We start from the raw sequence: 13,596 nt of genomic DNA on the forward strand, positions 1-13,596 counted from the left end.
GGGCGGTGTTTCTGCTAACGCAAATCCAGCGTGAACGGAAACTCGCGGCTTGGCAGGGCCGGTTGAACGCGGATTTTTCCCGGCGTGTGGCCCATCTGGAAGAAACGGTTCAGGCGCCGGCTTTCGGCCTCGTAGGAGTTGACTGGCAGCGTGTCGTAACTGAGGCCGCCGGGATGCACCACATGGTATTGGCAACCGCCCAGTGAACGCTCCATCCAGGTGTCCACGATGTCAAAAGTCAGCGGCGCATGCACGCCGATGGACGGGTGCAGGGCCGAGGGCGGGTTCCAGGCCTTGTAACGTACGCCGGCCACGTATTCACCTACGGTGCCGGTGTTTTGCACCGGCAGCGCGCGGCCATTGGCAGTGATCACATACCGGTTGTCGTTGAGGCCGGTCACATGCACCTCGACGCGTTCCAGCGACGAGTCTACATAACGCACGGTGCCGCCGGACGAGCCTTCCTCGCCCATCACATGCCAGGGCTCGAGCGCGCTACGCAGCGTGAGCTCGATGCTGTTGGTTTTGACCTGGCCAATCATCGGGAAGCGGAACTCGAAGTGCGGCTTGAACCAGGCCATGTCGAAGCCATAACCGGCCTCGTTGAGCTCGGTTAGCACATCCGCAAAGTCCTGACGTACAAAAGTGGGCAGCAAAAAGCGGTCGTGCAGCTCGGTGCCCCAGCGCGTCATGCGGCCGTGGTAGGGCTTGTTCCAGAAGCGCGCCACCAGCGCGCGAAGCAGCAACTGCTGCACGATGCTCATGCGTGCGTGCGGCGGCATTTCAAAGGCGCGCAGTTCCAGCAGGCCAAGCCGGCCGGTGGCCGAGTCGGGCGAATACATCTTGTCGATGCAGAACTCGCTGCGGTGGGTGTTGCCGGTCACGTCAACAAGGATGTTGCGCAGGGTGCGGTCGACAATCCACGGCGGCATCTTTTCGCCATACTTTTCCCGATTGGCGGCAATCTCGCGCAGCGCAATTTCAAGCTCATACAACTGGTCGTTGCGCGCCTCGTCAATCCGTGGCGCCTGGCTGGTCGGGCCGATGAACATGCCCGAGAACAAATAACTCAGCGAGGGATGGTTGTGCCAGTAGGCGATCAGGCTGCCCAGCATTTCCGGCTTGCGCAAAAACGGGCTGTCGGGCGGTGTGGCGCCGCCCAGCACAAAGTGGTTGCCACCGCCGGTGCCGGTGTGGCGGCCATCGGTCATGAATTTTTCAGCTGACAGGCGCGTCTCGTGCGCGATTTTGTAGAGAAATTCGGTGTGTTCAACCAGCTCGTTCCAGTTGTAGGCGGGGTGGATGTTGACCTCGATGACGCCGGGGTCGGGCGTGACCTGCAGCATCTTCAGACGCGGATCGCGCGGCGGCGGGTAACCTTCGAGCACGATTTGCAGGCTCAGCGATTGCGCGCTGGCCTCGACGGCGGCCAGCAGGTCTAGGTAGTCTTCCAGACGCTCCAGCGGCGGCATGAAGATGTAAAGCGCGCCGGTCTCGGGCTTGGCGCCTTTTTCCTTCGGTGCTGCTTTCGGCTTGTCCTGGGGGCCATTGGCGCGGTTCGGATCGCGCACCTCGACACACAGCGCGGTGCGGGTCAGCCAGGCGGCAGATTCGCCCGCTTTGGGCATGCGGGCCGAGGGGTCTGCGGGTGCGGGTGCCGTAGGCGCTGCCAACACGGCGCCCGTTTTGGCGCCCTGGTCAAAGCGGACATCCACGCTGGACGTGGTGTTCCGGAATTGCATCAGGCGACTCGCTTCATTGCGTGAGCCGTTGACCGTCATGTAGCGCGAGATGTACTGCGCCAGCATGCTGGCGCTGTTGTGCCGGCTGCCAGCGATGGCTGCGGCGACGGCGGGTTCGGCCGGCGCGGGCACCGGCTGGCTGCGCGCCGCGTTGTAGCGTTCGGCCAGCGTATGGGCAGGCGGCAATTCCTCGCGCGGCGCAAATGGGTCGGCCTCGGTCATGTAGGGGTAGTCGGTCTTGGAGACCCAGGGCACCGAGTCCAGCGGCAGGCGGTAACCCATGGGCGAGTCGCCCGGCATCAAATACATGTGCTCATCGCGGAAGAACCAGGGGCCGGTGGACCATTGCGGCCCTTTGTCTGCAGCACTTTCCTCGCGAACCTTGAGCGGCAGCACATATCCGACCACCGCGTCTAGGCCCTGCGAGAACACGCGGCGCAGGCGGGCCCGTTCCATGGCGTCGTCGAGCTTGGTATCGAAGGGGTCGACATTGACCGGCAAGCGGCGCTCGCGCCACAGGTAGTACCAGGTGTCTTCGTAGCCCGGTGTGATGTGTTGGGCCGACAGGCCCAGCTTGCTGGCCAGCGTGTCGGCGAAGCGTTTTGCGTCCGCGCTGGTGTAACTGCAGCCGGCCTCGATGTGGCGTTCGTCGGTGAACAGGGCCGGGTTCTGCCAGACCGGCTGGCCGTCCTTGCGCCAGAAAATGCTCAACGCCCAGCGCGGCAACTGCTCGCCGGGGTACCATTTGCCCTGGCCGAAATGCAGAAAGCCGCCTTCGCCGTATTCAGCGCGCAGCTTTTGCACGAGTTCGGTCGCGTAGCCGCGTTTTGTCGGCCCCAGCGCGTCGATGTTCCATTCGGCCGCGTCGCGGTCCTGGGTGGCCACAAAGGTCGGCTCGCCGCCCATGGTCAGGCGCACATCGCCGGCGGCCAGGTCCTGGTCCACCTGGTGGCCGAGCTTGAGCACGTCGGCCCACAGGGCGTCGGTGTAGGGCTGGGTCACACGCGGCGATTCGTAAATGCGCTGCACACCCATGTGGTGGGCGAACTCGACTTCGCTTTCATCGACACCGCCTTCAATCGGCGCCGCGCTTGATGGCTCTGGCGTGCAGGCCAGCGGGATGTGGCCTTCGCCGGCCATCAGGCCCGAAGTCGGGTCCAGTCCGACCCAGCCGGCGCCGGGCAAAAATACCTCGCACCAGGCGTGCAGGTCGGTGAAGTCGGTTTCGGCACCGCTGGGGCCGTCCAGCGATTTGACGTCGGCCTTGAGCTGGATCAGGTAACCTGAGACAAAACGCGCCGCCAGACCCAAGTGCCGGAACAACTGCACCATCAGCCAGCCGGTGTCGCGGCAGGAACCGACCGCCAGCTTGAGGGTTTCTTCGGGCGTCTGCACACCGGGCTCCATGCGGATCGCGTACTGGATGTCGCCCTGCAGCTTCTGGTTCAGCCCGACCAGGAAATCGATGGTGCGTTTCGGAGTGCGGTCCACGCTGTCCAGATAAGCTTTGAGCAGCGGTGTGGCCGGTTCGGTCGCGAGGTAAGGCGCCAGCTCACGCGCCTGGTCTTGGGTGTAGGTAAAGGGAAATTCTTCGGCGTCTGGCTCCAGGAAGAAGTCAAACGGGTTGAACACCGCCATCTCGACGACCAGATCGACCGTGACTTTGAACTCGCGGGTCGGCTCGGGAAACACCAGCCGGGCCTGGTAGTTGGCAAACGGGTCCTGCTGCCAGTTGATGAAGTGGTCCGTGGGCTCTATGGAGAGCGAATAGGACAACACCTTGGTGCGGCTGTGCGGCGCGGGACGCAGGCGGACAACCTGGGGGCCCAGGCGCACCAGACGGTCATATTTGTAATGGGTGATGTGGCTCAGGGCAACGTGGATGGACAAGTTGGTCTCGCTTTTCAGAAAATTCGGGGAGTTACTGGCACTATGCCGCAGAAACAGGAGGGTGGCCGCTTACGGAACCGCATTGACGGTTTTAATCCATTCAATTTAAGCAAGAGCTGCGCCAAAGGCCTCAAAGTCTGTCGGCGCGCAGCTGACGGGTTCGGGCGAAAAATGGTCTTGTGCGCGGCGTGTAGGCGGATGCGGGCGCCGGATCGTTGAACAGCTTCGCCGCAACACATAACAATGATGCAACAGGGGAGGCATGTGCGCCGAACGATCTCAGCCAGGCCACCAGCCCGTTTGTGGGGGGCGATTTTCTGCGGATTTGTCGCCGGCGCCGCCCTGCAGCTGCAGCAGTCCGCGTTGTTGCAGGCCACGGTCTATGGCGCCTTGCTGCTTGGCTCCGCAGCCCTTGTACCGGTTTGTTTTCGCTTGTCCCAGGCTGCCGTGTGGGGGCTCAGGGCGGTTGCTGTCCTGGTGCTGGCGGCGGGCTTGGGCTTCGGCCTGACGGGCCTGCGCGCCGTGATTTTCCAGACCGGCGCGCTCGCCCCGGCGCTGGAAGGCCGGGACATCGAGGTCACGGGCCGGGTCGTGGCCATGCCCCAGCGCAGCGACGATGGCCTGCGCTTTCGTTTTGCCATCGAGTCGGCTCGCCTTGAGGGGCAGCCGGTGCGGCTGCCCCCGCAGATCTACCTGGGCTGGTATGCCGGTTTCGGTTTCCGGGAGCCGGTGACCGGGGCCAGTGGCCCGGACAATCCGGATGCCAGCGGCGGCCCGGCCGCTGCGCTGGCGCTGCAGCGCCCGCCACCGGCCTTGCGCGCCGGCGAACATTGGCGCATGACGGTGCGCCTGAAAGCGCCGCACGGCAACAGCAACCCGCATGGGTTTGACTATGAACTCTGGCTTTGGGAGCAGGGTGTGCAGGCCACCGGCTATGTTCGCGCAGGGCCGCGGGATCCCGCACCTGTACGGCTTGCCGATGGTTGGCGCCACCCGGTCGAGCGGCTGCGCCAGTCGCTGCGGGATGCGGTTTATGCGCGCGTGGCCGACCGCCAACTGGCCGGCGTGGTTGCGGCCCTGCTGGTCGGCGACCAGAACGCCATCGAGCGCGCCGACTGGGATGTGTTCCGTGCCACGGGTGTGGCGCACCTGATGTCGATTTCAGGATTGCACATAACGATGTTCGCCTGGCTGGCGGCGCAAGGCATAGCCTGGTTGTGGCGGCGTTCTGCACGCTGGACCCCGGCCCTGTGCCTGGCGCTGCCAGCGGGCAGCGCCGGTGTCCGGGGCGGCTTGTTGCTGGCGGCTGGCTACGCACTGCTCTCGGGCTGGGGTGTGCCGGCGCAACGCACCGTCTGGATGCTGGCCACCGTGGTGTTGCTGCGCCAGAGCGGCAAGCGCTGGCCCTGGCCCCAGGTCTGGCTGCTGGCCATGGCAGTGGTGGTGGCGTTCGACCCCTGGGCTTTGCTGCAGGCCGGGTTCTGGCTGTCGTTTGTGGCGGTGGGCGTGCTTTTTGCTGCGGGGCGAGACGCTCGTGACGATGAAATTACGGGCAACAGTGCTATAAATTCAGGAGCTAATGACCCACAATTTGCATGGGCTGAAGGCAAGAACAATCTTGTATTTTTACGATGGCGCGCATGGTTGCCGCAAGGCGTGCTGCTGGCGGTTGGTGCAATCCTCCGCGCCGCGCGGGAACAGTGGATCGTCACCCTGGCGCTGGCGCCGTTGTCGCTGCTGCTGTTCAATCAGGTGTCGCTGGTGGGCCTGCTTGCCAACGGCCTGGCCATCCCCTGGGTAACGCTGGTGGTGACGCCGCTGACCATGCTGGGCGTGTTCTGGGCGCCTTTGTGGGAGGCGGCGGCTGCGGCGGTGGCGGCGCTGATGCTGTTTTTGCAATGGCTGGCGCGCTGGCCGCTGGCCAGCATCAGCGTGGCGGCGGCGCCGCTGTGGTGCGCGGTGGCCGGCGTTGCTGGCGGCCTGTTGCTGGCCCTGCGTCTGCCCTGGCATTGGCGCGTGCTCGGCGTGCCACTGCTGCTGCCGGTGCTGCTCTGGCAGCCGCTGCGCCCGGCGCCCGGCCAGTTCGAACTGATCGCCGCTGACGTGGGGCAGGGAAATGCCCTGGTTGTCCGTACTGCGCGTCATGCGCTGGTCTATGACACCGGCCCACGGTTTTCGCGCGAGAGCGACGCCGGCCACCGGGTGCTGGTGCCGCTGCTGCGCGCTCTCGGCGAAAGCGTGGACACCCTGATGCTGAGCCACCGCGACGCCGACCATATCGGCGGCGCGCCGGCCGTGCTGGCGATGCAGCCGCAGGCGGCTTTGCTGAGCTCCATCGAGGATGGTCATCCGCTGCAGGCCTTGCGGCCGTCGCGGCGCTGCGCAGCCGGTCAGCACTGGACCTGGGATGGCGTTGATTTTGAAGTGCTGCACCCGCAAGCTGGCGATTACGAAACGCCGCAAAAATCAAATGCCATGAGCTGCGTATTGCGCATCTCCAACGGAAACAGGGCAGCCCTTCTGGCCGGAGACATCGAACTGGCACAGGAGCAGCGTCTGGTTGCGTCAGGCGTGAACCTGAAGGCAGACCTTCTGCTGGTCCCGCATCACGGCAGCAAAACCTCGTCCAGCCCAGCTTTTCTAGATGCCGTGCAACCCGGGCTGGCGCTGGCGCAGGCCGGTTACCGCAACCGCTTCGGACACCCGGCGGCGCCCGTGCTGGAGCGTTATCGTGAACGCCGGATTGCGGTGTTTGCATCGCCTGCGTGCGGGGCTGCCACCTGGACCAGTGGGCAGCCGGACATGGTGAGGTGCCAGCGCCAGACCGGACTGCGCTACTGGCATCACCGGCCACCGGATTAAAAGCGGGCTTCCTACAGGCGACTGGCGCATTACTTGCTAAGCTACTGGGGAACAACGCACCAAGAATTTGACGGAGACAAGCTGATGAGCGGACCGAAGTTTGACGAGATGAACGCCGCCGACGCCGGGGTGAGGGCCCATTACCAGAGCTACCAGCGCTGGCTGGCTAGGCAGCCGGAATCGGTCATGCAGGCCAGGCGCGCGGAGGCCGAGATGATTTTCCGCCGTGTTGGCATTACTTTTGCGGTCTACGGCGACAAGGACGACGGCAACTCGGAAACCGGTGGCACCGAGCGGCTGATCCCTTTTGACCTGATTCCCCGCATCATTCCTGCGCACGAGTGGGAAATTATGGAGCGGGGCCTGATCCAGCGTGTGACCGCCTTGAACCGCTTCATCCACGACGTTTACCACGACCAGGAGATCATCAAGGCCGGCGTGGTTCCGGCCGAGCAGATTTTCCAGAACGCACAGTTTCGCCCCGAGATGATGGGCGTGGATGTGCCGGGCAACATTTACTCGCACATCAGCGGCATCGACATCGTGCGCGCGCCCAATGCGCAGGGCGAGGGCGAGTACTACGTGCTCGAAGACAACCTGCGCGTGCCCAGCGGCGTCAGCTACATGCTGGAAGACCGCAAGATGATGATGCGGCTGTTTCCTGACCTGTTCAGCGAGAACCGCGTGGCGCCGGTCGCACATTACCCCGACCTGCTGCTCGAAACCCTGCGCGACAACTCGCCGGCGCACCGCGCCGAGCCGACAGTGGTGGTGTTGACGCCCGGCATGTACAACTCGGCCTATTTCGAGCATGCCTTTCTCGCGCAGCAGATGGGTGTCGAGCTGGTCGAGGGGCAAGACCTGTTCGTCAAGGACAACTTCGTCTACATGCGCACCACGCGCGGCCCGAAACGCGTCGATGTGATTTACCGCCGCGTCGATGATGATTTTCTGGACCCGCTGGCCTTCCGCCCGACCTCGACCCTCGGTTGCGCCGGCCTGCTCAACGTTTACCGCAGCGGCAATGTCGCGCTGTGCAATGCCATTGGCACTGGTGTGGCCGACGACAAGTCGATTTACCCCTATGTGCCGAAGATGATCGAGTTCTACCTCGGCGAAAAACCGATCCTCAAAAACGTCCCGACCTACATGTGCCGCAACCCCGACGACCTCCAATACACGCTGGCCAACATGAAGGACCTGGTCGTCAAGGAAGTACACGGTGCCGGTGGTTACGGCATGCTGGTCGGCCCCGCCTCCACCCAGGCCGAGATCGAGGACTTCCGCAAGGCGGTGCTGGCCAACCCGGCTGGCTATATCGCCCAGCCGACATTGAGCCTGTCGACCTGCCCGACCTATGTGGACAGCGGCATCGCGCCGCGCCACATCGACCTGCGGCCCTTTGTGCTCAGCGGCAAGACCGTGCAGATGGTGCCGGGTGGCCTGACACGTGTGGCCCTGAAAGACGGTTCGCTGGTGGTCAATTCCTCCCAGGGCGGCGGCACCAAGGACACCTGGGTGCTTGAGGGCGACAACGATGCCATGGCTCAGTCGCAAACGCAGTCCGGGCAGTCACAAAGCCAGTCGCAGTCTGGACAGTCCCAGCCACAGTCCCTTAAATCAAACTAACAGGGAAAGGACTCATCATGCTTTCAAGAACCGCTGATCACCTTTTCTGGATGTCCCGCTATACGGAGCGCGCTGAGAATACCGCCCGTATGCTGGACGTCAACTACCAGACCTCGTTGCTGCCGCAATCGACCGGTGTGGCCCAGGTCGGCTGGCAGGGCCTGCTGAGCATCAGCGAGCTGTCGTCCGCCTACGAGGGTAAGTACGGCGCAATCAATGCGCGTGACGTAATGGACTTCATGGTGCGTGACGAAAAGAATTCGTCCAGCATCATCTCCTGCCTGAAGAATGCCCGCGAAAACGCCCGCGCGGTGCGCGGCACGCTGACCACCGAGGTCTGGGAGACCCAGAACCAGACTTATCTGGAAATTTTCCGGATGTTGCGCAACGGCGAGTTCGAGCGTGACCCCGGCCAGTTTTTTGAATGGGTCAAGTTCCGCTCGCACTTGTCGCGCGGCGTCACGGTCGGCACCATGCTGCAGGACGAGGCGCTGCACTTCATGCGCCTGGGCACCTTCCTCGAACGCGCCGACAACACTGCGCGCCTGGTCGATGTGAAGTTTCACGCGGTGCAAAGCGACTTCTACGGCGCCGCCAGCGAGAAAGACCAGGAGTACGACTTCTACCACTGGAGCGCGATTCTGCGCAGCGTCAGCGCCTTCGAGATTTACCGGCGCGTCTACCGCAACGTGATCAAGCCTGAGCGCGTCGCGGAATTGCTGATCCTGCGCGCGGACATGCCACGCTCGCTGGCGGCCAGTCTGCAGGAGGTGGTGAGCAACCTCAAGCTGGTGACCGACGACACGACCTGTGAGACGGTGCGCCGCGCCGGCAAGCTTAATTCCGACCTGAAGTACGCTCGCATTGATGAAATCCTGGCCACCGGCCTGCATGCCTACCTGACGCAGTTTCTGGACCGCGTCAACGAACTCGGAGCCTGCATCAGCCGCGATTTCCTGGTGCCGGCGACCAGTTGACACATTACATGCTGTCGGCCCCAAGGCGGAGGAATGACGAGGGCGCGCGTGTCTTTAGTCAAGCCGGGGCCGCGGAACCGGCTCCGCCGGGCCGCAGGCGCAGCGCCCCCCCGGGGCTGGAGCCTGCGGCTCCAAAGCTGCTTGAGCAGCTTTGGACAGGCGACAGAAGCGAAGCCTCTGGCGAGCGGCGGCCTGCAAGGCCTCGAGAGCTACGCGAAGCGAGCGAACGTGGGGGCGTTATGTCCAACGTGGGAGCTTTATGAAGTTGCACGTCCGCCATGTGACGGACTACCGCTACACCGAGCCGCTGCGGTATGCGTTGCAGACCATGTGGCTGACGCCACTGTCCGGTCCGGCGCAGACCGTCAATTTCTGGAGCCTGGGTGCGCCGGAAAAATTGTTCGACCAAGGTGACGCCTTTGGCAATAAGGTCAGCTCCTATACTTTCGTCGGCCAGGTCGCGGACAACGTGCGCTGGAGTCTGGTCAATGCCGCCGGCGATGTCGAGACCTTCGGCATTGCAGAATTCACCGATGCGGACACTTTGCCGCAGCCGGCCTTTTTCCTGCGCGCCACGCACCTGGCGACGCCGGACGGGCGGCTGGCAGAGTTTGGCCGGTGCTTCGTGGCGGCGCCCGCGGCCGGGCGTGCCGATCTGGGCATGCTGTTGGCCCTCAGCCGGGGTGTGGCGAGCGCGGTCAGCTATCAAAAAAATAGCACCACGGTGACCACCACGGCCTTGCAGGCGTTTGAAGCCGGTGCTGGTGTCTGCCAGGACCAGGCCCATGTGATGGTGGCGATATGCCGCAGCCTGGGCATTCCGGCGCGGTATGTGAGCGGCTATTTTTATGCCGCCAACGAGCCCGACCTGGCCAGCCACGCCTGGGTCGATGTCTGTCTTGATGTGGAGGCGCGGCGCTGGGTCAGCATCGACGTAACCCACAGCTGCATGATCGACGAGCGCCATGTCCGCTTGGCCATGGGCACCGACTACAACGCCTGCCCGCCGATCAAGGGCGTGCGCCAGGGTGGCGGCGAAGAAACCATGACGGTGGACATCACGATCCAGCCGGTGTAAAAAGCGGCCGGCTGACGGCCACTGTCAGTTGCCGTTTTTCTTTTTGGCGGCCACTTCGCGTCCCAGCTCAATCACTGACATCGCGTAATAACTGCTCCAGTTGTAGCGAGTTATGGCGTAGAAGTTTTCGGTGCCGGCGACGTAAATGGGCGCGCTGCCGCCATTGGCCGGGTCGCCGTTGAGCAGTTCCACCAGTGCCAGCGGGCCGCTGTGTTGCAGCGCCGTCCCTTCCAGCACAGCGCCCTTGGCAGTGAAACTCGCCACGCTGAAGGTCGGCAGGATGTCGGGCGCCATCAGCGCATCCATGTCCAGTTTCCTGCTGTCAAAACTGACCGGGTAATGCGTCGGCATGCCGGGCTGCCAGTTGAAAGCCTTGAAGTAGTTGGCGACCGAGCCGATCACGTCGGCCGGGCTGTTCCACAGGTCGATGCGGCCGTCGCCGTCGAAGTCCACCGCGTATTTGTTGCGGCTGGACGGCATGAACTGTGGCATGCCCATGGCGCCGGCATAACTGCCGAGCGCCGCAAACGGGTCGGTATTAAGACGGCTCTGCAGGGTCAGGAACTGCTCAATCTCGCCTCTGAAAAACTCGCTGCGCTCGCTGGCGCGCGGATGCGACGCCGGAAAGTCGAAGGCCAGCGTGGCCAGCGCATCCAGCACCCGGAACTTGCCCGTGTCGCGGCCATAGATAGTTTCCACCCCGATGATGCCGACGATGATTTCCGCGGGCACCCCGTAATCGGCTTCGGCGCGTGCCAGGCTGGCCTGGTTGTCTTGCCAGAAACGCACTCCAGCGGCGATGCGGACCGGGTCGATGAAGCGGCTGCGGTAGACACGCCAGTTCTTGGTGAAGTTTTTTGCTGGCGGCTGCATCAGGCGCACCACCGTCGGCAAGTGGCGCGCCTGGCCCAGTGTCTGACGCACCCATTGCGGGTCCAGGTCACGCCGGCTGGCCAGGTCGTCGGCAAAACGCATGGCCTCGGGGCGATGCGCGTACAACTGCGCCGGCTCCTGCGTAGCTGGCGGGCTCGTCGCGGCTTTGCGAATTTTTAAGTCTTTTGGGGTTGCAGCCCATGCCCCGCCTGTGCAAGTAGCTATCAAAACAGGAGCGATCCAGCGACGGGATGCGACAAGCGCAGAAAACAGCGAAGAGGTCATGCGAAAAATGCGGTTTCTGTAAACCCTGAAGAGGGCAGTCCGAAGCCACAGTATCGTGCCTGGCAGATACCCTGGCGTGTGGGACGATGACTCAAACCGGCCAACGCAGGCAGGCATATTGTTTTTTCAGTCGAGCCAGGTCGATGCCAGAGGCGGGGCCAGCCGAAGTGGAATAACGCTGAGCTTCGAGCTGCATCAGCCAGTCGTGTATTGCCTGGCCCTGCTTGCCCTGTTGTGCAAGCACCTGCAGCGCGAGTTGGCGCGGCGTGCTGGCGGCGCTGCTGGTCAGGCCGGCGCGGCTCAACTGCCGACGGGCGTGCCCCAGCAGCCGCAGCCAGGGATCATGCTGTACCCGCTCCCACCAGGCCCAGGCGGCCCCGGCCGCGCTCACCAGCACCACGATGGCGATCAACACATAACTGAGGTCTTCCCAGCTTGGTGACTCGAAGCCTATTTTTTTGAGAAGGTCGAGCTGCTTGCCCTGCGTGTAGTTGAGCACCCACTGGTTCCACCGGTTGTTCACCGCCTCCCAGGCGGCGCGCAGTTGAACCGACAAGGCCGGACTGAGGTTGCCCAGGGCCTGTCCGACCACACCTTGCGGCGCCGTCAGCCGCTGGAAGGCGCCGGTGCGTCCGGGCGACACGGCGGAGGTCGGGTCCACCCGCACCCAGCCCACACCGGCCTGCCAGACCTCGGTCCAGGCGTGCGCATCACTCTGGCGCAACACCCAGAATCCATCCACCGAATTGAGCTCTCCGCCCTGGTAGCCGGTGACGATGCGCGCTGGCACGTCCATGGCGCGCATCAGCACCACAAAGGCCGAGGCAATGTGTTCGCAAAAACCTTCCTTGCGGTCGAACCAGAACTCGTCGGCAGTGTTGGCACCGTAAACGCCGGGTTCCAGCGTGTAGGTGTAACCGCCAGTGCGCAGCTTGTCCATGGCCACCTGCACCAGCGCCTGGGTGCCGGCCTGCGCGTAGCGCGGATCACGCCGGATCTCTGCGGCCAGCGCCAGCGTGCGGGGGTTGAATCCCGGGGGGAGCTCGACAAACTCCTGCAGCCCGATCTCCTGCTTGTCCGGCCCGTGCCGGAACACCGGGTGGCTTTGCACCTGGTAGCGGACGATGTCGGTGATCGGCCGGTCCGTTAACCACTGCAACTCGCTGCTCATGCGGGTCTGGTAGCCGGGCAACACTGGGCTCTCGCCGGCCGCCTCCATCACGAACAGCCAGGGTCGGCTGGTGGGCTCCAGCGTGACCTGGTAGGAAACCGGGGGTCCCTCGACCTTCAGCTTGTCTGCCAGCTTGAAACGCGCGGGAAAAAGGGAGCTTGAGGAAGAGCGCCATTCCCGGCCGTCGAAGCTGGATAGCACCGGGCCGCGAAAATACAGTTCGCGTTGCGGCGGTAGCCGGCCTTCAAAGGCAATACGCATGGCGATGCTGTCGTCCAGCGCCAGACTGGCGATGGTGCCGACCTGCATGGTGGCGCTCAAGCCGCTGCGGCCGGTCATCGCGTCAGACGGCGTACCCCATAGCGGCGCCAGCCGCGGAAACAGCAAAAACAGCACCACCATCACCGGCGCACCCAACAGCGCCATCCAGCCGGCTGTTTTTGCGGCCTGCAGCAGCGGCGGTTTGCCCACCGGCATGTGCGCATTGACCAGCGCCGTCAGCAGGCCCAGCAGCCCGAGCAGCATGCTGAAGGCCGTCAGCAGCGACTGCGAGTAGAAAAAGTTGGTCAGCATGGTGAAGAAGCCGAGGAAAAACACCACAAAAGCGTCACGCCGGGCGCGCAACTCCAGGGTCTTCAGCGCCAGCAGGATCACGATCAGCGTGACCCCGGCATCGCGGCCCAGCAGGGTTTTGTGGGTCAGCAAGGTGGCACCCACGGCCACCGCCAGCAGCACCAGCAACCACCACTTGTTCGGCAACGGCTGGTTGCCAAAAGCCAGCTTGCCGCGAAAAAGCAGCATGGCCGCTGCGAGGGCGCTGCACCACCAGGGCAAATGGCTGACCTGAGGCAGCAGCACCCAGGCGATGACGGCCAGCAGGAACAGGGTGTCGCGGCTGTCGCGAGGCAGGGATTGGAGGCGGGCTAGCAATTGCTACCCCTGCCAGAGCTTGTCTGTGTGATCGGTTTTTCTGTGGTTTGCCTGCTGGCCGGGTCTCGCCCCGGCGGGCGAGGCACTTTTCTTTGCGTCGCTGTATAGACCGGAGACATAGGTGACACATGTGCGGAGACATGGTTGACGGTTTTCATT

At 63.8% G+C, this 13,596-nt stretch carries 7 protein-coding genes; 4 read left to right on the top strand and 3 right to left on the bottom strand.

Going from position 1 to position 13,596, the window contains the following annotated elements:
• Positions 1 to 14 precede the first annotated feature (14 nt).
• Positions 15 to 3,632: a transglutaminase family protein gene (locus IEX16_RS18400; protein ID WP_188709943.1), complete on the bottom strand. Its 3,618-nt coding sequence runs from the start codon at positions 3,630 to 3,632 to the stop codon at positions 15 to 17.
• A gap of 246 nt (positions 3,633 to 3,878) precedes the next feature.
• Between IEX16_RS18400 and IEX16_RS18405 the strand changes: the two genes are divergently transcribed.
• The 4 genes from IEX16_RS18405 to IEX16_RS18420 all read left to right on the top strand — a co-directional run bounded on the left by IEX16_RS18405 (position 3,879) and on the right by IEX16_RS18420 (position 10,178).
• The gene (locus IEX16_RS18405) at positions 3,879 to 6,494 is read left to right on the top strand and encodes a DNA internalization-related competence protein ComEC/Rec2 (protein WP_188709944.1); all 2,616 of its coding nucleotides are present in this window, start codon (positions 3,879 to 3,881) and stop codon (positions 6,492 to 6,494) included.
• Between the two features lie 84 nt (positions 6,495 to 6,578).
• Positions 6,579 to 8,123, top strand: coding sequence for a circularly permuted type 2 ATP-grasp protein (locus tag IEX16_RS18410; RefSeq protein WP_188709945.1), 1,545 nt, complete (start codon positions 6,579 to 6,581; stop codon positions 8,121 to 8,123).
• A gap of 17 nt (positions 8,124 to 8,140) precedes the next feature.
• On the top strand, positions 8,141 to 9,100 hold the full coding sequence (locus tag IEX16_RS18415; RefSeq protein WP_188709946.1) for an alpha-E domain-containing protein: 960 nt from the start codon (positions 8,141 to 8,143) through the stop codon (positions 9,098 to 9,100).
• A 259-nt stretch (positions 9,101 to 9,359) separates the two neighbouring features.
• On the top strand, positions 9,360 to 10,178 hold the full coding sequence (locus IEX16_RS18420) for a transglutaminase family protein (RefSeq protein ID WP_188709947.1): 819 nt from the start codon (positions 9,360 to 9,362) through the stop codon (positions 10,176 to 10,178).
• 24 nt (positions 10,179 to 10,202) lie between these two features.
• Here the strand turns inward: IEX16_RS18420 and mltB are convergent, their stop codons facing one another.
• Entirely contained in the window at positions 10,203 to 11,336 is a 1,134-nt protein-coding gene (mltB, locus tag IEX16_RS18425; RefSeq protein ID WP_188709948.1) for a lytic murein transglycosylase B, read from the bottom strand.
• A 91-nt stretch (positions 11,337 to 11,427) separates the two neighbouring features.
• Positions 11,428 to 13,437 carry a transglutaminase TgpA family protein gene (locus IEX16_RS18430; protein ID WP_188709949.1) on the bottom strand — a complete coding sequence of 670 codons (2,010 nt, stop codon included), beginning with the start codon at positions 13,435 to 13,437 and terminating at the stop codon, positions 11,428 to 11,430.
• Positions 13,438 to 13,596 lie beyond the last annotated feature (159 nt).

Source organism: Polaromonas eurypsychrophila, from assembly GCF_014641715.1.
GTDB lineage: Bacteria > Pseudomonadota > Gammaproteobacteria > Burkholderiales > Burkholderiaceae_C > Polaromonas > Polaromonas eurypsychrophila.